This is a genomic window from Variovorax sp. 01N429 (assembly GCF_056399425.1).
Window position 1 is genome coordinate 54,202 of record NZ_JBFTRG010000006.1, and the last position, 21,950, is coordinate 76,151.

At 62.8% G+C, this 21,950-nt stretch carries 15 protein-coding genes and 1 pseudogene; 8 read left to right on the forward strand and 8 right to left on the reverse strand.

The annotated features are described in order from the left end of the window. Positions 1-3: 3 nt before the first annotated feature. Both AC1DSF_RS12550 and AC1DSF_RS12555 read right to left on the reverse strand, forming a co-directional pair. On the reverse strand, positions 4-1,173 hold the full coding sequence (locus AC1DSF_RS12550) for an acyl-CoA dehydrogenase family protein (protein WP_478182922.1): 1,170 nt from the start codon (positions 1,171-1,173) through the stop codon (positions 4-6). Positions 1,174-1,193: 20 nt separating this feature from the next. Then, positions 1,194-2,042 (reverse strand): IclR family transcriptional regulator, encoded by an 849-nt coding sequence (locus tag AC1DSF_RS12555; protein ID WP_478182923.1) that lies wholly within the window; start codon positions 2,040-2,042, stop codon positions 1,194-1,196. Between the two features lie 135 nt (positions 2,043-2,177). Between AC1DSF_RS12555 and AC1DSF_RS12560 the strand changes: the two genes are divergently transcribed. Beyond that, positions 2,178-3,389 (forward strand): CaiB/BaiF CoA transferase family protein, encoded by a 1,212-nt coding sequence (locus AC1DSF_RS12560; RefSeq protein WP_478182924.1) that lies wholly within the window; start codon positions 2,178-2,180, stop codon positions 3,387-3,389. 31 nt (positions 3,390-3,420) lie between these two features. Here the strand turns inward: AC1DSF_RS12560 and AC1DSF_RS12565 are convergent, their stop codons facing one another. Then, positions 3,421-4,656, reverse strand: a complete 1,236-nt coding sequence (locus AC1DSF_RS12565) for an acyl-CoA dehydrogenase family protein (protein WP_478123204.1) — start codon at positions 4,654-4,656, stop codon at positions 3,421-3,423. 126 nt (positions 4,657-4,782) lie between these two features. Between AC1DSF_RS12565 and AC1DSF_RS12570 the strand changes: the two genes are divergently transcribed. Then, on the forward strand, positions 4,783-5,808 hold the full coding sequence (locus tag AC1DSF_RS12570; protein WP_478123205.1) for a YhdH/YhfP family quinone oxidoreductase: 1,026 nt from the start codon (positions 4,783-4,785) through the stop codon (positions 5,806-5,808). Positions 5,809-5,891: 83 nt separating this feature from the next. Continuing rightward, a pseudogene (locus AC1DSF_RS12575) lies at positions 5,892-6,335 on the forward strand (SDR family NAD(P)-dependent oxidoreductase); the annotation flags it as partial. A 307-nt stretch (positions 6,336-6,642) separates the two neighbouring features. On the opposite strand, the gene AC1DSF_RS12580 reads toward AC1DSF_RS12575, so the two are convergent. After that, positions 6,643-7,980 (reverse strand): DUF1254 domain-containing protein, encoded by a 1,338-nt coding sequence (locus AC1DSF_RS12580; RefSeq protein WP_478123206.1) that lies wholly within the window; start codon positions 7,978-7,980, stop codon positions 6,643-6,645. Positions 7,981-8,381: 401 nt separating this feature from the next. On the opposite strand from AC1DSF_RS12580, the gene AC1DSF_RS12585 reads away from it, so the two are divergent. The 5 genes from AC1DSF_RS12585 (at position 8,382) to AC1DSF_RS12605 (ending at position 14,089) form a co-directional block, all read left to right on the forward strand. Continuing rightward, positions 8,382-8,870, forward strand: coding sequence for a hypothetical protein (locus AC1DSF_RS12585; protein WP_478182925.1), 489 nt, complete (start codon positions 8,382-8,384; stop codon positions 8,868-8,870). 208 nt (positions 8,871-9,078) lie between these two features. After that, positions 9,079-9,543, forward strand: coding sequence for a hypothetical protein (locus AC1DSF_RS12590; protein WP_478123208.1), 465 nt, complete (start codon positions 9,079-9,081; stop codon positions 9,541-9,543). 357 nt (positions 9,544-9,900) lie between these two features. Further along, positions 9,901-11,400, forward strand: a complete 1,500-nt coding sequence (locus AC1DSF_RS12595; RefSeq protein ID WP_478123209.1) for a DUF4331 family protein — start codon at positions 9,901-9,903, stop codon at positions 11,398-11,400. Positions 11,401-11,474: 74 nt separating this feature from the next. Beyond that, positions 11,475-12,248 (forward strand): hypothetical protein, encoded by a 774-nt coding sequence (locus AC1DSF_RS12600; RefSeq protein ID WP_478123210.1) that lies wholly within the window; start codon positions 11,475-11,477, stop codon positions 12,246-12,248. A gap of 17 nt (positions 12,249-12,265) precedes the next feature. Then, the gene (locus AC1DSF_RS12605; RefSeq protein WP_478123211.1) at positions 12,266-14,089 is read left to right on the forward strand and encodes a di-heme-cytochrome C peroxidase; all 1,824 of its coding nucleotides are present in this window, start codon (positions 12,266-12,268) and stop codon (positions 14,087-14,089) included. A 115-nt stretch (positions 14,090-14,204) separates the two neighbouring features. Here the strand turns inward: AC1DSF_RS12605 and AC1DSF_RS12610 are convergent, their stop codons facing one another. The 4 genes from AC1DSF_RS12610 to AC1DSF_RS12625 form a co-directional block, all read right to left on the reverse strand. After that, positions 14,205-15,056 (reverse strand): hypothetical protein, encoded by an 852-nt coding sequence (locus AC1DSF_RS12610; protein WP_478182926.1) that lies wholly within the window; start codon positions 15,054-15,056, stop codon positions 14,205-14,207. 863 nt (positions 15,057-15,919) lie between these two features. Further along, on the reverse strand, positions 15,920-17,374 hold the full coding sequence (locus AC1DSF_RS12615; RefSeq protein WP_478182927.1) for an efflux transporter outer membrane subunit: 1,455 nt from the start codon (positions 17,372-17,374) through the stop codon (positions 15,920-15,922). Next, a complete protein-coding gene (locus tag AC1DSF_RS12620) occupies positions 17,367-20,585 on the reverse strand; it encodes a multidrug efflux RND transporter permease subunit (RefSeq protein ID WP_478182928.1) in 3,219 nt (1,072 codons plus the stop codon). Before AC1DSF_RS12620 ends, AC1DSF_RS12615 begins: the two co-directional genes overlap by 8 nt. Next, positions 20,582-21,745, reverse strand: coding sequence for an efflux RND transporter periplasmic adaptor subunit (locus AC1DSF_RS12625; RefSeq protein ID WP_478182929.1), 1,164 nt, complete (start codon positions 21,743-21,745; stop codon positions 20,582-20,584). The genes AC1DSF_RS12620 and AC1DSF_RS12625 overlap by 4 nt, the downstream gene beginning before the upstream one ends. Positions 21,746-21,950 lie beyond the last annotated feature (205 nt).

The following is a 21,950-nucleotide window of genomic DNA, read 5'->3' on the forward strand; positions in this document are numbered from 1 at the left end:
CTGCTATTCAGCGGCCTTGCGCGCCTGCGCCAACGCGACCGTGCGCTTGGCGATGTTGACGAGATGGATCTGGCTCGTGCCCTCGTACAGGCGAAACAGCCGCACGTCGCGGTAGAAGCGCTCTGCGACGTTGTCCGCCACGTAGCCACCTCCGCCGAAGACCTGCACCGCACGGTCGGCCACGCGGCCGCACATCTCGGAAGCGAAGAGCTTGCACATCGACGCTTCCATCGTCACGTCCTCGCCGGCATCGCGCTTGCGCGCTGTCTCCAGCACCAGTGCTCGCGCGGCATGCACCTCGACGTTGCTCTCGGCGATCATTTGCTGCACGAGCTGGAACTCGGCAATGGCCTGGCCGAACTGGCGCCGCGACGTGGCGCGATCGACCATCTCGTCGACCAGACGAACCGCCGGCCCCACGCACAAGCCCGCCAGATTGATGCGTTGCTTGTTCAACGCCTTCATCGCCGTGCGAAAGCCCTGGCCCGGCTGCCCGCCGACGATCGCCGAAACCGGAACGCGGCAGTCTTGCAGCACCACTTCGCCCACGGGCGAGCCGTGCTGACCCATCTTGCGATAGGCCGGCGGTGTGCTGAGGCCCGGTGTGCCGCGGGGAATGAGAAAGGCGCTGATGCCTGCCGCTCCCTTGGCGCTGGCATCGGTGCGCGCGAACACGGTGAACAGATCGGCGATCGGCGCATTCGTGATGAAGCACTTGCGACCGTTGATCACGTAGTCGTCACCATCGAGCACCGCGGTCGCCGCCAACGCCGTGGCGTCGGAGCCGGCATCAGGCTCGGTCAGCGCGAAGCAACCGGTGACTTCGCCACTCGCGAGGCGGGGCAGCCACGTCTTCTTCTGCGATTCGGTGCCGTCTACAACCAATGATTCCGAGGCGATGCCGGTGTTACCGCCGAAGCGGGCGCGGAAGGTGGTCGCGCATTGGGACACCTCGATGTTCACGAGCGACAGCTCTTCCGACGTGAGGCCGGCGCCGCCGTACGCCTCGGGAATGCTGTGGCCGAACAGGCCCAGGCTGCGCATGCGCTCGACGATCGCCGGCGGGATCTCATCGGTCTGGTCGACCTGCGCTTCGAGCGGCATGCATTCGGTGCGCACGAACTGGCGGACCTCGGCGAGCAGCCTTGCGAAGCTTTCTGGATTGCGGATCATCGGGTTGTTTCTCCTTGGGTTCACCGCGGCGTACCGCAGGCGGTTTCAATCAGGCGCACGGCGTCGAGCAGGCGCGGTGCGACTTGCTTTTCGAGCGTGGGTTTGTCCAGGCGATAGCTGGCAAAGGTGCAATTGACCGCAACAATCTCTTCGCGCGCGCCCAGGCGAATGGGCACGCCCACCGCATGCACTTCCTTGCGCCAGTCACCGCGCGAATAGCAGTAGCCGCGTTGCATGAAAGCCTTCTGGTCGGCCTCCCACACCGGCTTGTCCCGTGCAAATTGCTCCGGGTCCTCGACCCTCAAGCGGTTCAGGATCGCCTTGCGCTCTTCAGGCGGGCTGGCGAGGATGAGCGCGCGTCCGATCGCTGTCGACAGCAGCGGCCGCGTGCTGCCGATGTCCGGCTGATAGACATTGCCGGCGTCGACCCGGCAGGTGTCGATATAGACCACGCTCGTGCGGTCACGCATCCCCAGGTTGACCGTGCAACCGGTCTCGCGCGCCACTTGCTCCATGAAAGGCCGCGCGATCTGGCGCACACGCGTGTTGGCCAGAAGCGGATAGCCGAGCGACAGCACTCCCGAGCCCAAGCGGTACTTCTGCAGGCCTTCGACGCGGCTCAAGTAACCGAGCAGCGTGAGCGTGTACGTCAGCCGCGAGACGGTGGGCTTGGGCAATCCCGTGCGGTCGGAAATCTCGCGGTTGCCCAGCATCGGCTCGGCCAGCGTGAACGCGCGCAGCACCTCCATGCCGCGCGCCAGGTTCATCGAGAACTGGCGATCGGCGCTGAGGTCGTGCGGGTTGACGAGACCAGGGAGCGGGGCGGTGAACATGGCGCGGGCAGTGGCGGGGCGTTGGTTGGAAGTCATGATGGACTCGAACGGAGTGGGCTGGTGAAGCTGTTTCGCTGTGCGAAACGACCGTTGTAGTGCAAAACGCGCTCTGGCAAAAACGGGGAAAGCCGGACTTCCTGATCTGCCGTCCCACTCATTCGAGGCCATCCATTGACTGCATCCAACCCCCACCCGGGCGCCTTGTCGGGCGTTCGCATCCTCGACATGGCCACCGTGCTTGCCGCTCCCTTCGGAGCGACGCTGTGCGCCGATCACGGCGCAACGGTGGTCAAGCTGGAATTGCCAGATGGCAGTGACCCCCTGCGTTCGCTGCAACCCGTGAAGGAAGGGGTGCCGCTGTGGTGGAAGGTCGCGAACCGCGGCAAGCGCGGCATCTCGCTCGACGTGCGCAAGCCGCGCGGGCGCGACCTGCTCTTGCAAATGCTTTCCGAGTTCGACGTGCTCGTGGAGAACTTCCGCACCGGCACGATGGACCGATGGGGCCTGGACGCCGAGACGCTGTGGGCGATCAATCCGCGGCTCGTCATCGTTCGCCTGACCGGCTTCGGGCAGACCGGTCCCTACCGCGCTCGGCCCGGCTTCGCACGCGTATTCGAAGCGATGAGCGGCTTCACCAATCTCACGGGTGAAGCGGGCGGTTCACCGCAGCACATGAATTTCCCGGTCGGTGATGCGGTTGCAGGGCTCTTTGCCGCGTTCTCCATTGCGTCCGAGATTGCACGCCTGCGAGGCGACCCGGACGCGAAGGGCGTAGAAGTGGATCTGTCAGCGACCGAGGCTCTGTTTCGTTTGCTCGATCCGCTCGCCGTCGAACACGAGCAACTGGGCCTCGTGCGTGCGCCCGCGGGCAACTGCGCGACCTATACCGCGCCCAGCAATATGTACGTGAGCGCGGATCGCTTCTTCTTCTCGCTGGTTGCATCGTCCGACGCGATCTTCGCGCGGCTCGCGGTGGCCGTCGACCGGCCCGAGTGGGCCAGCGACGAGCGCTTTGCCACCAATATCCGGCGCGTCGTGCATCTGCGCGAGCTCGACCGCATGCTGTCGGACTGGTTCGCGGTGCGTCCCTACGCGGTCATCGAAAGCACGCTCGAGGCCGCCGGCATTCCGTTCAGCAAGGTCTACTCGATCGAAGACATCGAGCGCGATCCGCAATTCATCGCGCGAAAGGCCATCGTGCGACTGGCTGATCCGCACTACGGAAGCGTTCCGGCGCCATGCATCGTGCCGCGAATCACGGGGCGGGAAATGCCGGTCCCGCGAACCGGGCCTGATGTCGGCGAGCACAACGCAGAGGTGTATTCGCAGTTCGGGCTGTCTGCGAGCGAGATCGACACCCTCAAGGCCGAGGGCGTGATTTGATGATCCGAGACGGGGAGCGGAGTCAGCGCGATCAGTAGTCCGTGAGCGGCCCATCGCGCAGGCACGGGTTGCGCTCGGACCGCCCCACGCGCCGCGCGATGTCGCGGCCGATCACGGTCTTGTGAACCTCGCTCGCACCTTCGCCGATCTGGTTGAGCTTGGCGTCGCGAAAGAAGCGCTCCAGCGGAAAGTCCTTCAGATAGCCGCGGCCGCCGGTCAGCTGGAGCGCGTCGGTGACCACTTTCATGCACAGGTCCGTCGCGTGCAGCTTGGCCATCGATGCGAAGGTCGCCGTATCGCTGTCGCCGCGGTCGTACTTCTGCGCTGCGATCCACACCAGCGCGCGAGAGGCTTCGATCTGCGTCGCCATGTCCGCGAGCATCCACTGCACGCCCTGATGCGCGTTCAGCGGCTTGTCGAAGGCGCTGCGATCCGCGGTGTAGGTCGCTGCAATCTCCACCGCACCGATCGCACGGCCCAGCGCCATCGACGCGTGGCCGATGCGCGCGCGCAGCAACGCGTCTTGCGCGAGCGAGAAGCCTTCGCCTTCTTCGCCGAGCCGATGCGTCGCGGGCACACGCACGTCGTTGAACTCCAGTGATGCGATGGGCACGCCGAACCAGCCGAGCTTGCCTGCATCGGCACTCACCGTCAGCCCCGCTGCGCCCTTGGGGACCAGCAGGCCGACGAACTTCCCGCCTGCAGGATCGGCGTCGTCGATCAGGCGCGCAATCACCATCAGCCAGTCCGCGGTGCCGGCGCGCGTGATGAACTTCTTCGTGCCGTTGAGCACGTAGGAGTCGCCGTCGCGCCGCGCCGTGCTCGCGAGGGCGCGGACGTCGGAGCCGGCAGAGGGCTCGGTCAGTGCGAACGCCGTCTGGATCTCGCCCCGGCAAAGGGCCGGAAGCAGCTCGCGCTTGATAGGCTCTGAAGCGCCCGCGACCACTGCCCGGGCGGAGAGGTCGGTGCCCGTGATCATCGACGCCGACGTGCTGCACACCCGGCCCAGCTCTTCGATGATGCACACACGTGCCACCTGACGCGCATCGCTGCCGCCGTATTCGCGCGGGAAAGCCGTTGCGATGATGCCTTCACGTGCGAGCGTGCGAAAGGTGTTCCAGGCAAAGACGTCCTCGCGCGCGACATCGGCGGCCTGGGGGCCCAGTTGCTCGCGGCACAGCACGCGCAGCCGCTCAATCAACGCGCGTTCATCGGCTTCGAGAGCCTCCAGTCGATGATCGGAAAAAAGTCGGGGGAGGGTTGTCACTGCTTGTCTCCGCAGATGGTGATGTAGTCACCCATCTTCGCGTGCGCGCGAGATGCCGTCGAGACAGCGTTTCGATACGCGAAACACCGCATTGGCAAACGCTGGTGCCGTGATTTGATGAGCGACATGAACGCACCCCCCAGCATCCCCACGCGGTTTCAATGCCTTCGCACGCATCAGGAGGGCGGCGGCACGCAAACGCGCCTTGAATCGATTGCCCTCGACGAGCTTTCAGCGGGCGAACTGGTCGTGCGAACGCGCTATGCGGGCATCAACTACAAGGATTCGCTGTCGCTGCTCGGCCGCGCAAAGATCGTCGAAAGCTATCCACGCGTCTGCGGCATCGAACTGGTGGGCGATGTCGTCTCGGTCGCCGCTGGTGCGAACTGTTCGTTAAAACCCGGGCAGACGGTGCTGGTGCATGGCTTTCGCACCGGCATAGCGTTCGACGGTGGGTACTCCGAATACGCGCGGGTGCCCGCGGCTCATGCGATGGCGCTGCCTGCGGGGTTGAGCCCATACGAATGCGCTGTGCTGGGGGTGCCGGGCTTCACGGTCGCGATGGCACTTGATGCGTTCGAGCGGCACGGCGTGCGCGCCCAGGGTTCAACAATTGCAGTGACCGGCGCCAGCGGAGCGGTCGGTACGCTCGCAATGGGAATCCTGTCGGCAGCTGGCTATCGCGTCGCCGCCGTGACGCGCAGGCCCGAGCAGTCCGAATCGCTCCTGAGGCTCGGTGCGAGCGAGATCGTCGACGCCGCCGAAGCCGCGGCATCCACCCGCGCGCTCGAGAAGCCAAGGTTCGCCGCCAGCATCGACAACGTGGGTGCAAGCGCATTGGCGTGGTTGCTTCGCAGCACTCTCGAGGGCGGATGCGTGGCTTCGGTGGGCAACGCGGGCGGCAACGCCTTCGAAGGAAGCGTGCTGCCCTTCATCATGCGCGGCATCAGTCTCTTCGGCGTGGTCGCAAACGCGAGTTGGGAAGTGCGAGAGCGGCTTTGGGAGCGCCTGGGCGCGACATGGAAGCCGAACTTCTCGGCCCTCGCGCCGCACGTGCGGGAGATCGGCCTCGAGCAGGTCGTCGAGAACGCGAGCCTGCAGCTTGACGGAAAGATTTCGGGCAGGACCCTGGTTTGCTTCGAAGCGCGGTAGCCTTGCTTAAGTAGCTATTGCTGAAAGAGTCGCCGCAACCGCAGCGTCGTATTGCCCATTGATGAGGATTCGAGCAGAAGACATCCGAGGACTGGCTTCGCGTGTATGACGTGAACGTGGTTGGCATCTTTCGCATGTGCCGCGCGGTCTCGCCTCACATGCGCGCCGCAGGTTCGGGACGGATCATCAATCTCAGTTCGGGCACTGCCTTCAAGGGCACGCCGGGGCTCATGCAGTACGTCGCCAGCAAAGGTGCCATCATCTCGATGACCCGTGCCCTCGCAAGCGAATTCGCGCGCGACAACATCCTGGTCAACGCGGTCGCGCCCGGCTTCACGCTTTCCGAGAACGCCGCGGCGCAACCTGAACTTCGTCCCTACTCGGAAGCGGCGATCGCGACCAGGCTGATCAAGCGTGACGCCTATCCCGCCGATCTTGCCAATGTCATCTTCTTCCTCGCGAGCCAGGATGCGAGTTTCATCACGGGACAGGTGGTCGCTGTCGACGGCGGGTCCGTATTTCATTGAAAAGGGTGCACGATCGGTCGAGCTTCGCATGCTGTACCGCAACACCGTCTCTTCGGCAAACGCGCGGTCTTGCTCCATTGAGGTGGCCGATGTCAGCCCAACGGCTGGACGTGATGGTGCAGCGGCGCAAGACGTAGGTTTTCGACTCGAGTCTTGCCGCCCGAAATGACCTTAAAGACCACAATCGGCCCATGAGCCGACGTCGGATCCGTCAGCAGGCAATGACCACTTCACGACAGCAATCGGTCATTGCTGATCGGATCCACTCGGTTCCAGCCTCCATCCTCATCGCCAAGCCGCAGCGGGGCTATCTCAATGCCTTCACCGTCGGCGGATTCCATTTGCCAGTCAGTGCGTCCCCCCTCGGCGAGTAGAGGCGCATCGTCAAATTGAACGTTCCCTTGGGCGCCGGCAGCCAATTCGCTTCAAGGTCTTTGCCAGGGCTCTCGTTCTGGAAGTAGAGGTCCAACGACCCGTCCGCGTTGCTTGTGAAAGGCATCCAACTGCTCAGAGCAAACCGATCCAGCCCGTTCGCCACCTGAAAGCCTTCGTCGTCGTAGAGTGTGATCGACCAGAAAGCATTCACCGGCGGTATCGCGCCCTTGTCGAAGTGGATGGTGTAGTTGTTCGCGCCGGAGAGCGGCTTGCCGGCATCGTCCATGATGTTCAGTGGATAGATCGCGTCCTCCGGCAGATTGGCGCCGAGGCCGACTTGGGCCACGATGGCTCGCTTCAGGTAGTAGGTGCCGTAGACGCCCATGGTGTCGGTGTTCATTGACCAGCCATTGGCGACACGGGCCAAGGTCGCGACCTTCCACGCCATCAACTCCTGGGCGGCGGCAGGCGCACCGGCGAGCGCCTTTTGCACCTCGGGAGCGAGCCGGTCGAAGTCGAAGGGCTTTCCTGGCTCGAGACCGATGTGTTTCATCCGGGCGACGATCGGCTGGTCGGTGAGGTGCGGCGGGTGCAGCTTCATTAGCTCCGCCGCGTAGGCGAAGTAGCTGGCGGCCGGCATGCTGTCGACCTGCGTCTTCGGCGGTGTCTTCATGTCAACGCTGGGGTCGATTTTCACGGGGGTGGCGGCATTCGGCTTTCCGCGGTTCGATAGCGGGCTGACGGTGTAGCCGGCCTGAATTTCGTGTACCGCGGCGTAGTCCGAGGGACCGTCGGTGCGGGTGCGACCGATGATCCAAACGTACGGAGTTGGCGCCGCGATCTGGGTGCATCCCTCGGGCACGCTGCCGCTCCAGCCGGGCGGCGTAACCAGAAAGCTGCTCGCCTGGGTGCCTGTGGTGCGCCACCCAGGCGAGGCGAAGACGTCTGACCACATATCAAGCATTGGCAGCAAATAGAAGCGCCCGGCGGTGTCCGGCGCAGTGACGATCAGGGCCTCCTTCGTCAGATCCAGCCAAGCAATGGAGTAGAGGGTGTCGAAGTTCGGCCGCACCACGGCCCTGAAATCTGCGGGCGGATAAGCCGGCACGTTGACGAAGGTGTTCGTCGGCCCCTTGCCGAACTGCTTGCCCGCTTCGATGTTGGTGCATTGCAGGCGGGTGAGGTCCATGGTCACCAGCGGATAGCAATAGACATAGGCATCGACTGCAATTTCTTGGGCGTCCTGCTCCGAAATAGACTTAGAAGTCATCGTGATCCTCTTCAAGAAGCTGCCCTGAGGGCCGCGGCGTTGGGCTTCCAAAAGTCTTGATCGCTTTTCGACCGTCGGCAGGCAGTCGGGCTGGTGCTGCCCGCGCAGTGTGCGTGCAATTTTCCATTTTGAATAGACGCTGATGGCGATGGCGCGCGACCTTCGCCTTCGCACACGAGCTGTGATGCCGTGCCGGGAGCGCGTGCGGAGGGGGCCAAAGAATAACCGGGCTGTCGACCCCAGTTCAGGGCTTGCGCTCCATAGAGCGAAGCCTATAGTGCTGCACCTTGGGCATGCCCTTGTCGGCGACCGCCGTAGTTTCGAGCATCAGCGGTGCCCAGGCTCGTCTTTCGCCGCGCACTCGAGTCTTCCGTACTGCGGCAGATCTTGGAGATCGAGCTATGGAAGACCTGGTTCCTTCGGCAGTGTCAGGCCAAAGTCGCAGGTTTGCGCATTGGGTGGCCGCCTGCGCAACAACTGCAATCGGATTGATGGTGACATCGATTCCCGCATCGGCTGATCAAAACGTAAACGAGAGTTCCGGCGGCGGCTCGCGCAAAGGCCCGCCAACATTGCTCGTGACGCCTCCGCTATTCCTCGAGCTACTGCAAGGATTCAGTTGCGTTGTCGCGAACATTGGCACCGTACCTCAGCAGGTCACCATGACCTTCCACACAGAACTAACCGTGGCTGAGCATCCAATTCCAGATCACGTTAGCACCTTCACCCTGCAGCCGGGCTCCGTTGTTGGCGACGGAATCACCCCCGGGCACCAGGTCTTACCGGTGGCGAACTACTGCAAGTTCGAATCGACGGACACCAGCATCCTCCGGGCGAGTGCGTCTATCAGTGACGGTGGTCACGTTCTCTATAGCATCGGTGGCCAGTGAACACTGTCTTGCGCAGCAGCCCGCCACAGAGCCAGGTCACAGGCAGAGCCAAGTCGGATGTTGCATCAATGCTGAATTGACGCATCCAGCATGTGCGACCGATGCGTATCTAAAGAATTTTTACCGCTATTGAGATGCGTCCCGACTCGACTTACGCCGCAGATTCGAGCCGATACCCAGCCGCGACGATTCAGATGGAGTGCGAATCATGGAAGACCTTTATTCTCCCGCAGCGCGACGCATAAGCCGCAGGTTCCCTAGGTGGGTAGCCGCCTGCGCCGCGGCTGCAATCGGACTGATGGTGACATCGATTTCCGCATCGGCCGACCAGAATGAACCCGAGAAAGGAAGAAACGGCAAACGGGCACCGACAGTTCTGGCGACGCAGCCATTCTTCCTCGCGATCAACGAAACTGCCTCGTGTGCGTACGTGAACGTGGGCACTGTGCCTTTGCAAGTGACCCTCACCTCTTACTTCGAGGGCACTGACCACGTTGGAACCTTCGTAGCCACTCCAGGGCCAAACGTTGGCAAACTTCCCTTAAACATCTCTCAGCCAGGGTTGGTCTACTTCAAGTTCGAATCGACAGACATCAGCATGCTGAAGGCCGATTGCTTTGTCGGGCGCAACGGCTACTTTGGAAGCATTCTTCAAGCCATACCAGCAGAGTAGCGCGGCCAGTGAGATCGGCGACGTCGCCGCATAGCAAGGTAGGGCGCCATCTTCGCTGCCCTTGGATTACTGGTCATCAATGGCATGGCAGCCATGAAGAAGGCCACCCACTGCCATCGCCCGCGTTCGGAACGCCAGTAACAGCTATGCAGATGGAGGCGGTCGCACCCTGCTGAAGATAGGTGCTCGGGACATTTGACAAAAAATTGAGGCGGTTCCACGTACGTGGCTGTGCGTGTGCATACGTATGGTGCGAGGCTTGGGGGAAGCCAAGAATGCTGCCAGCAAGTCCGCGCGCGGCGTTGCCGGCCGCAATGTTCAAGCGAACGCGCCGTCGACGCGGCGTCAGGAGCACCCATGTCCGACCATATAGATGGGCCACGATCCATTGGTGATCCCTCCATCGACATGACCGATCTGTTCGGCTTCAGGAGCCCGCAGAACCCGGAACGGACCGTCTTTGCCGCCGACGTGTTTCCCTCGGCGGGAAGCAGCGCGATGTTTAGCGATGCCGCCGATCATTCCATCGTCGCACGACGTGTGACAGTTGCCGGCCTCGGCGACGCCGCAAAGTTTCAGTCTGGCGACCGGGAATTCCGCTTCAGTTTCCGCTTCGGCCGCCTCGATATGCAGCCGGGCGGAAAGCCGATCCAACGGGGGACCTGCACCTTGCCGGATGGGCAAAAGTTGAGCTTCGTCGTCAACGACGAAAAAGGCGCGACGACACCTGACGGAACATTCCGCGTGTTCGCAGGGCTGCGCTCCGATCCGTTCCTTCTGGCTTGGCTGGTCGGCGAGGACGATCTGAAGCCATTCGTGAATATCCTCGAGCACGACAACGTGCTGAGCTTCCTGGTCGATTTCGACACACTTCGTGTGCTCGATCCAGCCCAGGGTTCCCTGTTCGGGGTCATCGCCGAAACGACACCGATCCCCCGGGCCCGCGGTGTCGTCGGCCATCCGCCGCCGCGCTTCGACTGGGTCGGCCGCACCGAGCAAACCAATGTCCGGCTCAACAACCCGGGGTTGAAGGATGTCGAAGATCTGCGCGACTTGTGGAACCAGCAGACGCCCTTCGCGATTTCGCCCCAGTTCGCGCCGGTCTTTCGCCAGCGCCTGTTCGACAGCCTCCAGCAATATGATCTGCGCGACGGCAAGGCCGACTGGTCGACGGCCCAGTTGAACGCAAGCGCGAATGTCTTTCTCGACGATTTCATGCTGATCGATGTGGCCAAGCCGACGACCGACACGAGTTTTCTGGAGATCGAGAAGAGCACGCTCAATGGCCGCCCGTACCAGACTGGCGGCGGCAGAACCATCAATGCGCACGACATTGACATTTTGCTGACCTGGATCGTGAATCGCGATCGTGAACCGTTGCACGGTGGCGCCACCCGCGCGACTCAATTGGGGCTCAATACCTTCCCCTATCTGGCGCCTCCGAATGCCGAACTGCAGACAGTGGCGGACTCGGTGGAACTCAATGCGTCGGCTGACAAGGTCTGGGCCCTGATCGGTCCGTTTGGCGCAGCCTGGCATCCGTTGATTGCCAACATCCGCTTGACCGGCTCCGGGGTCGGCCAACTGCGAACGGTGGAGACGATCGACGGCAAACGCATGGTGGAGCGACTCGACGCCATCGATGATTTCCGTCGCGAGTACCGATATTCGGGCATCAGCGGTGTGGAAGCCTCGAACTACACCGGCGTTCTGGATGTGACGCCCAAGGGCAGCGGCAGTTCGGTGAACTGGCGCGTGCAGTACCTTTCGGACGGTCAGCCAACCATCATCATCAAGACCATCGTCGCCACGTTGCAGAAGGTCGGGCTCGAGAGCCTGAAGAAGCGGTTCGCGTGACCAAGATGAATCCACAGACCGAATCCCGTGCGTCGTGGCACTCGGGCCCGACCTGATCAGCGCAATCAACTGAAATGCGCAAGCCACTCGCGCTCTCCCTGATGTGGTTCGGTTGCGCGGCCGGTGGTTGCGCCGTGGCACAGGAGTCTGTGTCGCAGCCGGCGACCAACGTGCGTTTCGATAGCTGGCTTTCGTATCAGCGCAACACTGACGACAGCGGGCAATGGCTGTACCAGCCCCGCTTCTATATTCCTTTCCAACTCTCCGGCGGCTGGACATTCACGCAGCGCATCGACCTGCCGTTGACCTACACGAACGCGGCGGGCACGGACAACTCTTCCGGCGGATGGAAGGCCGGAATCAACGACTGGTTTGTCGAAGAGATCTTTACCTCGCCCGATTTGGCCCCGAACCTGAAGGCGTGGGCGAGTGTGCGTCTCGTGTTCCCGACCGGTGGGGCCAGCCCGTTCGGCTCGCAGCAGTATCAATGGGCGCCGGCGGTGAGCGTGGTCTACGCGATGCCTGAGCACGGCATCACGATCAGCCCGGTGGCGCGCTACTTCATGAGCTATCACGCGACCTCCTCCAGCGCGGCACAGGTCAGAAGTCTGGATCTCTATCCGATCGTCACCTTTGCCCTGCCCAACAACTGGTCGCTGGTCACCTGGCCCGAGAACGGCATCAGCTACAACCAGGAGACGCGCAAGTGGTTGGTGCCCCTCGACCTTATGTTGCTCAAGCGGCTATCGAAGACGACCGAGTTCGGCTTCGGCGCTGCGTATGCGTTCACCAAGGACAACCCGCTGTACCGGTATGTCGTCTACGGTCGCCTGACCTTCTTTTTCTGATACGCCGAAACAATCCGATGAATCCATTGAAGGAGATCACCATGCGCGAAACAGTATCGAACACACGCTGGACGAGGACCGTGCTGGCTGCATTCATCGGTGGCTTGTGTGCCTCCGCTGCCTTGCTCGTCCCGCTTGCCACCGCGCAGACATCTCCAGATTCCGTCATCTATCTGAACCAAGCATGGTCGCAGGCTGATCGGGAAACCTACTACCAGATAGAGCAAGGCTCCCAGATCATCTCCTACGACATCTTTCTGGGCCTTGAGGTCGCAGGCAGCGAAGAGATGTTCCGCTCCGATGCCGTCAGTGAACGCTACGGCCTGATCGCACAGGCTCCGAACCCACGGACCAATCCGGATGCGTTACCGATCGGCTTGACCAAAACAGTCGTGACTCAAGGCCGCTGGAAGGGCGAGTCCATGGCCATCACCTGTGCCGCCTGCCACAACGCGCAGTTGAACTATCAGGGAAAGAAGATCCGTATCGATGGTGGCTTCAATCACACCTTCGATCCCATGTCATACGTTTTCGCCCTCGATGACGCGCTGCAAGCGACCTTGACTGATGCCTCCAAGTTCGACCGATTGGCCTCTCGCGCGAACGCCACGAGCCCCGACGCCAAGGCCGCATTGCGCAAGCGCCTTGAAACCGAAGCGGCGCAGGTTCATGCATACCGCACCACAACCATTGCAACACCGGTGGTTTGGGGGCCAGGGCGCATCGACGCATTCAATCTGATTACCACCCGACTGCTGGCGACGGAAACCGGCATTGCCGAGAACTGGTCTTCACCTATGGCGCCCGTCAAGCCTCCCTTTGTATGGAACGCTCCACAGGGCTCATGGACCCAATGGGCCGGAGTAGTGCAGGATCCTCTCGTGCGCAATCATGGCGAAACACTCGGCGTATTTTTGCCAATGGACCTCCGCTCAAAGACACCGCAAGAAGGGCTTTTCAGCTCGGGTGCCATGTTGCCCAATCTTCAGAAGATTGAGGATCTGCTGAGCCGGCTCGCTCCGCCCAAATGGCCCGAAAATGTTCTGGGCAAGCTCGACCAGCAGAAGGTACGTCAGGGCAAGGCGCTGTTTGCCAGCAACTGTGCGTCCTGCCACAACTCATATCCGTACACCTGGACCCCACCCAACAAGTACGGCAAGCGCTTCCTCGAAGTCGGTCTGGTGCCTCAGAAATACGTGGGCACCGATCCTGCCCAATTCGTCAGGACCCAGCCGTACGCGCTGACCGGGGAGTTCAGCGACTACCTGCCGCCTCCGTACAAAGGTCAAGCCATTGTCCCTACGCAAATTCTTAGGCTAGTACTCGTAGAGGGCACTCTGCGCCGGGCCATGGAGGCACTGAAACCTACTGACGCAGAAAAGCTCGTCATGAATGGCTATCGAGAGCTTCCGTCACCCCCAGCTCCGGTCGATTCTTACAAGGCAGCGCCGCGCGATGGTGTTTGGGCGACCGCGCCGTTCATGCACAACGGCTCAGTCCCGAGCCTGTACGAAATGTTGGTCCCGGCGAGCCAGCGCAGCAAGAAGTTCTACGTCGGGCGAGAGTTCGACCCAGTCAAGGTCGGGATCGATACGAGCGGCAATTCGGGAAGCTTCCTGTTCGATACATCCTTGAGCGGAAATTCAAATGCTGGGCATTCGTTCGAGAACGGCCCTCGGGGCAATGGCGTGATCGGTCCTTTGTTGACCGAGCAGCAGCGGTGGGCGTTGGTCGAATACCTGAAATCCATCCCCGACGAGGCCGGGCGCGTTACGCCTTTCGGCGGACCGCCGGACGCGCGAAGCGGGAATTCGCCTTGGAGCAAGGTCTCCGCTCATTGACTAACCACGCCGTGCCCGTGCCGAGCTCCCTGAARAAAGACCGCCCTGGACCGAGCCGCATCATTCAATGGTGCCTCGCAGCAGCAAGACATCCGACGGCGCCATGTCGCACATCTCATTGAGGAAGCGGCGCAACGGAAGATCGGGCACGTCCTCGAAGCTCAGCCGGATGAAGTACGAACTCACGGTCCATTCGGGCGTCGATAGTTCGCGAGTCCAGCGGTCGAGGTTCTGTTGTGTCTGCTGAAGCGTGGCGACGGCGTTCATCGTCTTCTCGAGACTTGGCTCTCGAGTGCTGTCTCCGACCCCGCCGGGCGAGTCGGCCGCCGCGTTGACCGAGATGATGGCGATCCTGGACAAACGAGAAGCGCCCTCCCGAACTCAGATCGGATCTGTTGATCAGGATCAGCGGTCCATCACGCTTGATCAGATCGCCGAAGGTCGCATCGCCGAAAAACGCCTGCTTGTAGTAGGTCACCGCCATCTCGGTGCGGCTGTCGCTGCTGAACCACCGGGCGGGATCTAACAGGCCGCGCAGCGGGGCGCCTTCGACGTCGCTGCGAAGAAATCGCTCTTCATAGTCGACGAAGATGCGATTGCCGTAGAGGCCGTAGCAAGGCGACGTGAAACTGCCTCCGGACACCGAACTAATGACGTCGATCGTATCGAGCAGGCTTTTGGACTGGCCATTCATCTTCACTTGGGTGTCGCGCAGTTCCTGAAGGACGCCATAGGACAGGGCTGCAGCGCGCGTGCCGTCACCCGAGAAAGCGACTGCGAGCATTAGCTCGTCGGAACGGCGGTTCGGATTCTTGACAAACTCACTCAATGCGTGAACAGGGCCATGGTGATCCGGAGTCACGGGCACGTTCTCAACCACCCCGTAAGTGGTACAGCCACCAACGGCCAGCGTCATACCCAGCAGCAGTGTTCTCAGGCGGACAAAGTCTGTCGCAGGAGCTTTCATGTCGCCGTTGACGAAGTTGAGATGACCTAAGCCAGCACGGCCGGCCCCAGTTCCGCATGTAGCCTCGCGACGGAGGGCTAAGTGTCGATGGAGAGCCTTGCGAGCTCGAAAAAAGTCATGCGATCTGCCAGCAGGTAGGCAAGCCTCCTTTTCAATTCGGAAAGCATGTTGGCAAATCCCGGCCGCCACCTATGTCCACATACCCTTGTTCGGCTCCAGAGTCGTATTCCACGTCGCTTACGACGGCAAGCCTTTGACCCGCCCCGCGTCCTCAAGGGGACTGCATAGTACCGATGGCCGCTTTGGCAAGTTGCAGGCGGCGCTCGAACTCTGCATTCACAAAGTTCACCAGAACGCCCAAATCGGCCGGAGTCGTGAATGAGTCATCGTGGCGAGCCGGCCGCGCGGCAGCGACGAGGCTGCGGATGCATGCAGCGGCACGATACGCCGTCCTCAATGCATCGATTTCCTCGACTGCTTGTGTCGAGACGGTGGCGGAACAGATTCGTGCACTGTCGCAAGGATGTTCCGCGACGGCGGGAACAATGGGGTGGCGCGCGAGCGCACAAGTAGGGTGAGCCATCGATGGCCTCCAAGAGCTTCGGTTTGCAAAAACCGCCGCACTCGAGACCAATCGAGGGCGGCGACTCGACGAGTTGGTCTACCGGGAAGCTCTTGCGAGAACCGGCCGGGCTTGCGCCCGCCCGCCGAGCCGCCAAAAAAATGGTGGCAAGAATGGCAAAGCCGCAAGTCCTGCGGTGACTGCGGCTTTCGTCGCAGAGCTTCAATGGGAGACCAATCCCGATCACATCTTTTTTTGAAGTGACGGCGCAGTATAGCCACGCGATGTGCCGCAGGAGTGATCAAGGCCCCGCGGTAGGCCGCGCACCGGCATCTCCAAGCCCACCCCCCAGCGCAACATACAACGACACCCCGTTCTGCAACGCCGTTGCGCGCAGTTGTATCAACTGCTGTTCCGCCGAAAACTGGTTGCGCTTCGCGTCCATCACTTCCAGGTAGATCGCGATTCCGTTCTGATACCGAAGCTCGGCAGTTTCGGCGAGCCGTCTTTGCGCCTGGACGTTGAGCTCCTGCGCGGCGATCTGCTCCTGGTAGCGCTTGCGCCCGACCAGCGCATCGGCAACTTCAGTGAACGCCGTCTGCACCGACCGCTGATAGCTTGCGACAAGCTCATCGCGCCGCGCCTGCGCCTGATCCAGTTGCGCGCGCCGTTGGCCGGCATCGAAGATCGGGAGCGTGACCAGCCCGCCAATCGACCAGACCTGATTGCCGCTGTGAACGAGATCACCCAATTCCGTCGAGGCGTAGCCAAAATTGCCCGTCAGCGCGATGCGCGGAAAAAAGGCAGCCCGTGCCGCACCGATGTCCGCATTGGCCGCACGCAACTGCTGCTCTGCCTGCAGGACATCGGGCCGGTTGACGAGCAGGGCGGAGGGCAGCCCCGCATCGAGTTCGCCGAACTGGCCCGGATCGGCGATGGCGCGGGTTTCAGGTAGCGTACCCGCGATGGGGCCGCCAACCAGGATCGAAAGCCGATTGCGCAACTGCTCGGTCGAACGATGCAGTTCGGCAAGCTGCGTTTGCGCCTGCCTGACCAGAATGGCCGCCTGGTCGTAGTCGACCGAAGACGTGACCCCGGCGTCCAGGCGCAACTTCGCGATCTCTAGTCCATACTGCCGCGTCGCCAGGGTTCGCTCCGCCAGTTCGATGCCTTCCTGGCCCGCACGCACGGCATAGTAGGTGGCCGCCACATTGCCGATCAATGAAAGGCGAAACGCGCGGTCGGCCTCCACAGTCGCCAGATAGCGCCTGCGCGCCGCTTCGCTGAGGTTGCTCACGCGGCCCCAGAAATCCAGCTCGAACGAAGTCAGCGCGGCCTGGACGCTGTACTGGTTGTAGGTGATGGACGTGTCAGTCACCGCCAGCGCGGGATCGAATGACGCAAGCGGGGCCTGGTTGCGCGAAGCGGCCCCGTTGACGTTCAACTGCGGGAGGCGCTGGGCGTCCTCGATCCTGTAGAGCGCACGCGCCTGCGCAACACGAGCGACCGACGCTGCAAGGTCCCGGTTGTTCGCAAGGGCCTGTGCGATGAGGTACTTCAGTTGCGGATCGCCGAAGAAGCTCTGCCAGGCGATCTGCGTTGCCAACTGCTTGCCATCGGCGCTGTCGTCCGATGCGAAACGATCGGCCACCGGCAGGTCGGGCTGCCGGTAGAGCGGCGCCTGGTTGCATGCGGCGAGCGACAGGCATGCGGCCACGACAAGGACGGGAAGAACGGGAAGGGCGGGACTACGCATCGTCGGCAGCGTCCTTGCGCAAGACTTTCAAGTCTTTCAGGTCTTTCAGGTCTTTCAGGTCTTCCTCTTCGCTGTAGCTCTTCTTCCTGCTGAGCCATTGGCGCGCCGCAGCGTAGAACAGCGGCGTGAAGAAGACACCGAAGATGGTCGCCGTCAACATGCTGCCCATGACGCCGGTGCCGACTGCCTGTCGGCTGGCGGCGCCCGCGCCGGTCGCGAGCACCAAGGGCAGCATCCCGAGCACGAAGGTCAGGCTCGTCATCAAGATCGGGCGCAGCCGCTGCTGCGCGCCGTTTTTCGCGGCAGTGATGGCGTCACGGCCTTCGCTCTCGTCCTTGATCGCGAACTCGATGATCAGGATGGCGTTCTTCGCGGCCAGGCCGATGATGGTGATGAGGCCGACATTGAAGTACACGTCCGCAGACATGCCGCGCGCCATGGTGAACAACACCGCACCGATCACGCCAAAAGGAATGATGAGCAGCACCGCCACCGGAATGGCCCAGCTCTCGTACAGCGCGGCAAGCAGCAGGAACACGATCACCAGCGAAAGGCCGAGCAGCAAGCCGATCTGGCCCGCGCCTTGTTTTTCCTCGAACGCGGTGCCGGTCCACTCGTAGGCCATGCTGCCGGTCAGCACCTGTCCGGCGATGCGTTCCATCTCCGCCAGCGCCGCGCCGCTCGATTGGCCCGGTGCGGCCTGGCCCGACAGCGTGGCGGATGGAAAGCCGTTGTACCGTTCGAGCTGTTGCGGCCCTGACAACCAGCGCACCCGCGTAAAAGCCGAGAAGGGAACCATGTCGCCCAGGTTGTTGCGCAGCCTGAGCGCGCCGACGTCCTCCGGCCGCATGCGCTGCGAAGCGTCGGCCTGCAGGAAAACGCGCAGCACGTTGCCTTCGTAGATGAAGTCGTTCGCGTAGCTGGAGCCGAAGGTCAGCGACAGCATCTGGTTGACCTGCGCAATCTGCAAGCCCAGGGCGCGCGCCTTGATGCGGTCGATCTCGACATAGAGTTGCGGCGCATCCGGCAGGCCATCGGGCCGCACGCCGGCAAGGATCGGACTGCGCGCAGCCTCGGCCATGATCTGCCGACTGGCCCGCTGCAAGGCTTCGCCGCCGACGCCGCTGCGATCGAGCACTTTCATGGTGAAGCCGGTGGCGTTGCCGAGCGACTGGATCGGCGGCGGGCTGAGCGCGAAGATCAGCGCCTGCGGAATGTGCGCGAAGGCCCCGTTGGCGCGCCGCACGAGAGCTTCGGCCGAATTCTCGGCGCCGGGTCGCTCCGACCATGGCTTGAGATCGACGAACGAAAGAGCCGCCGATTGGCCCTGTCCGAAGAAGCTGAATCCCGACACGGACGCGATGTTGCGCACCTGGGGTTGCTGCCACAGGAAGGCCTCGGCCTGGTCGACTGCCTGCTGCGTGCGCTCCATGGTCGAGCCGGGCGCACCGGTGTATGAAACGAAGATGTGGCCCTGGTCTTCGGTCGGCAAGAACCCGCCGGGCAGCCGCATGAAGAAATAGGCGGTGGCCACACAGGCCACGACAAACAAAAGCAGCCAGCGCACCGGCCGGCTCAGCATGGCGCCGACGCTGCGCGTGTACTTCGCGGTGGTCTTGTCCATGCCGCTGTTGAAGCGCGCGAACACCCAGTGCAAGGCGCGGGCGGCGGCATTTCGGGGGGCGGGTTTGCTGCCATCGCTCGCCGTGGCGTCGTTCTTGAGCATCGTCGCGCACAGTGCCGCGCCCAGCGTGAGCGCGAGCAGTGTCGACAGGAAGATCGACACCGTCAGCGTGACCGAGAACTGCCGGTAGATGCCGCCGGTCGACCCAGGGAAGAATGCCATCGGCACGAACACCGCCATCAGCACCAGCGTGCTCGCGATCACCGCGCCGGAAATCTGGCCAATGGCCTTGACAGTGGCTTGCCGCGGATTGAGGCCGTCTTCGCGCATGACCCGCTCGACGTTCTCGACGACCACAATTGCATCGTCGTTCAGGATGCCGATTGCAACGACCATCGCGAACAGCGACAGCAGGTTGATGGTGATGCCGAAGAGCAGGAGCCCGAGGCATGTGCCGACGAGCGCAATCGGCACGATCAGCGTCGGGATCAGCGTTGCGCGCCAGTTCTGCAGGAAGAGAAACACCACCACCGTGACCAGCAACAAGGCCTCGACCATGGTGCGCACAACGCCTTGCACGGACGTCGTGATAAATGGCGTTGTATCGAAGGGCACGATCCATTGCATGCCCGGCGGGAAGGTCCGTTGCAGTTCGGTCAACCGTGCGCGCACGGCGCTCGCCACGGCCAGCGCGTTCGCACCGCTTGCAAGCTGGATCGCCATGCCGGCGGACTGCTTGCCATTGACTGCGAAGCGAAAGCCGTAGCTGTCGTTGCCCAGCTCCACGCGTGCGACGTCTCCGAGTCGGACGGTCGACCCACCAGGGTTCGCGCGCACGATGATCTGCCGGAACTGCTCCGGCGTGGAGAAGCGGCCCTGCAGGACGATGCGGGCATTGAATTCGGCGGTGTCCGTGACGGGCTGATCGCCGAGCCCGCCGCCTGCGGTCTGGCTGTTCTGTTCCTGCACGGCCGTCAACACTTCGCTCGCCGCCAAGCCGAAGCCCGAGAGCTTGTCGCGGTCGAGCCAGATGCGCATCGCATAGGACGACCCGAAGAGCTGCACATCACCCACACCCGGAATGCGGCGCAGCTCGTTGACGATGTTGTTGGATGCAAAGTTGCCCATCTCCAGGGCGTTGGTCGCGGGGTCGGTCGACTGCAGCGCGACCAGCATCAGGAAGCCGGACGAAGACTTCGTGACCGTCACGCCCATCTGCCGGACTTCCATCGGCAGGCGCGGTTCGACCCGGCTCAAGCGGTCCTGCAACTGCGTGCGCGCGACGTCGAGGTCGGTTCCGGGCCTGAGCGTGACGGTGATCTGCGCGGTCCCGTTCGAGCGGCTGATGGCCGACATGTACAGGAAGTTCTCGATCCCGTTCATCTCGTTCTCGATGATCGAGGTGACGGTTCGGTCGAGCGTCTGCGCGTCGGCGCCGTTGAAGACGGCCGAGACATTGAGCGCTGGCGGCGCGACGTCCGGAAACTGCTCGACGGGAAGCAGCAAGATCGCAATGAAGCCGAAGAGAGCGGTGAACAGCGCAATCACCCAGGCAAACACCGGGCGATAGACGAAGAAGCGATTCATCGGACGGGGGCAGGGGCGGGCTGCGCGTTGACCCTTTGGCCGGGCTGGATCTTGTGCCAGCCGTCGACCACGACCTTTTCTCCCGCAGAGAGGCCGTCGCGAACGATCCAGCCGCCATCGATCTGCGGACCGAGCACCACGGGGCGCCGCACCACGGTGCCGTCTTCGGCGACGGTGGTGACGCTCGCGTTGGCGCCGTCGAGCTGGATGGCGCGCTCAGGCACAGTGAGACCCATCTTGCTCACGCCGGCTGCAATGCGTCCGCGCACGAACTGTCCGGGCAAAAGAACGCGCTTGGGATTGGGAAAGCGCGCGCGAATCGTCTGGCTGCCGGTGGAAGGGTCGACCGCCAGATCGGTGAAATCGAGGAAGCCGCGCTCTTCGTACTCACGGCCGTTGGAGAGGATCAGGCGCACCTCGATGTGCGACATGTCAGGGACCTTGATCAGCCCGGAGCGGATCTGCTGCTCGAAATCGAGGACCTCCGAATTGGATTGCGAGAAGGTGGCCGAGATCGGCGAGAGCTGGTTGATCTGCGTCATCAGCGTGGCTGCGCTGGCACTGACGAGTGCGCCCTCGGTGACAAGCGCGCGGCCGACGCGACCTGCGATGGGCGCGCGGACCGTGCTGCGATTGACCTTCAGTTGCGCGCGGGTGACTTCCGCGCTCGCATCGGAGACGTTCGCTTCGGCCTGGCGCAGCGTGGCCAAGGCGGCGTCGAACTCCTGCGCGCTCACGGCCTGGCGGCTCACCAGCGGCTCGAAGCGATTTACGATCGATGCGGCATTGACGCGAGAGGCCTCGGCCCGCTTCAATGCGGCCTGGGCTTGCTGCAGGAGTGCCCGGGTGTCGCGCGGGTCGATCTGGAACAGCGGCGCGCCGGCCTCGACATCCCTGCCTTCATCGAACAGCATGCGCTCGACGATGCCGTCGACCCGGGCGCGCACCTCGGCCGTGCGAACGGGCTCGATCCGCCCGGGCAGTTCGACGATGTTGGCCACCGGCGCGGCAGTCAAGGTGACGACCAGCACCGTCGGAAGCATCTGCGCGGGCGCGGGGGATTCCTGTCGATTGCCGCATCCGCCAATCGCAAGCACCAGCAGAAGAAAGCAGGAGGCTGTGGTCCGGTGCGTGCGGCTTCCCGGTGAGCTGTAAGGCAATTGAATCCTCTGAAACCTCAGGTCGACGGATCGTCGGCGCATCCTAGCCAACTTTCGCGTCCCGGTCTTGCGCATCGGCGCGACTGCGAACGGCTTGACAGGGACTGTGCACAGAGCCCTCCGCAGCGTACCTCCTTCGACCGCGTACGCCCTTCGAATTACCGCGCATGGCCGATAGGCAAGCAGCCGGCCCCCCACCACACTG

What these genes read in the sequence shown, in the direction of transcription:
- AC1DSF_RS12595 (WP_478123209.1), top strand. Translation starts at nt 9,901, where the DNA reads ATGTCCGACCATATAGATGGGCCACGATCCATTGGTGATCCCTCCATC.
- AC1DSF_RS12570 (WP_478123205.1), top strand. Translation starts at nt 4,783, where the DNA reads ATGAACGCACCCCCCAGCATCCCCACGCGGTTTCAATGCCTTCGCACG.
- AC1DSF_RS12555 (WP_478182923.1), bottom strand. Translation starts at nt 2,042, where the DNA reads ATGACTTCCAACCAACGCCCCGCCACTGCCCGCGCCATGTTCACCGCC.
- AC1DSF_RS12600 (WP_478123210.1), top strand. Translation starts at nt 11,475, where the DNA reads ATGCGCAAGCCACTCGCGCTCTCCCTGATGTGGTTCGGTTGCGCGGCC.
- AC1DSF_RS12585 (WP_478182925.1), top strand. Translation starts at nt 8,382, where the DNA reads ATGGAAGACCTGGTTCCTTCGGCAGTGTCAGGCCAAAGTCGCAGGTTT.
- AC1DSF_RS12605 (WP_478123211.1), top strand. Translation starts at nt 12,266, where the DNA reads ATGAATCCATTGAAGGAGATCACCATGCGCGAAACAGTATCGAACACA.
- AC1DSF_RS12550 (WP_478182922.1), bottom strand. Translation starts at nt 1,173, where the DNA reads ATGATCCGCAATCCAGAAAGCTTCGCAAGGCTGCTCGCCGAGGTCCGC.
- AC1DSF_RS12580 (WP_478123206.1), bottom strand. Translation starts at nt 7,980, where the DNA reads ATGACTTCTAAGTCTATTTCGGAGCAGGACGCCCAAGAAATTGCAGTC.
- AC1DSF_RS12610 (WP_478182926.1), bottom strand. Translation starts at nt 15,056, where the DNA reads ATGAAAGCTCCTGCGACAGACTTTGTCCGCCTGAGAACACTGCTGCTG.
- AC1DSF_RS12615 (WP_478182927.1), bottom strand. Translation starts at nt 17,374, where the DNA reads ATGCGTAGTCCCGCCCTTCCCGTTCTTCCCGTCCTTGTCGTGGCCGCA.
- AC1DSF_RS12590 (WP_478123208.1), top strand. Translation starts at nt 9,079, where the DNA reads ATGGAAGACCTTTATTCTCCCGCAGCGCGACGCATAAGCCGCAGGTTC.
- AC1DSF_RS12620 (WP_478182928.1), bottom strand. Translation starts at nt 20,585, where the DNA reads ATGAATCGCTTCTTCGTCTATCGCCCGGTGTTTGCCTGGGTGATTGCG.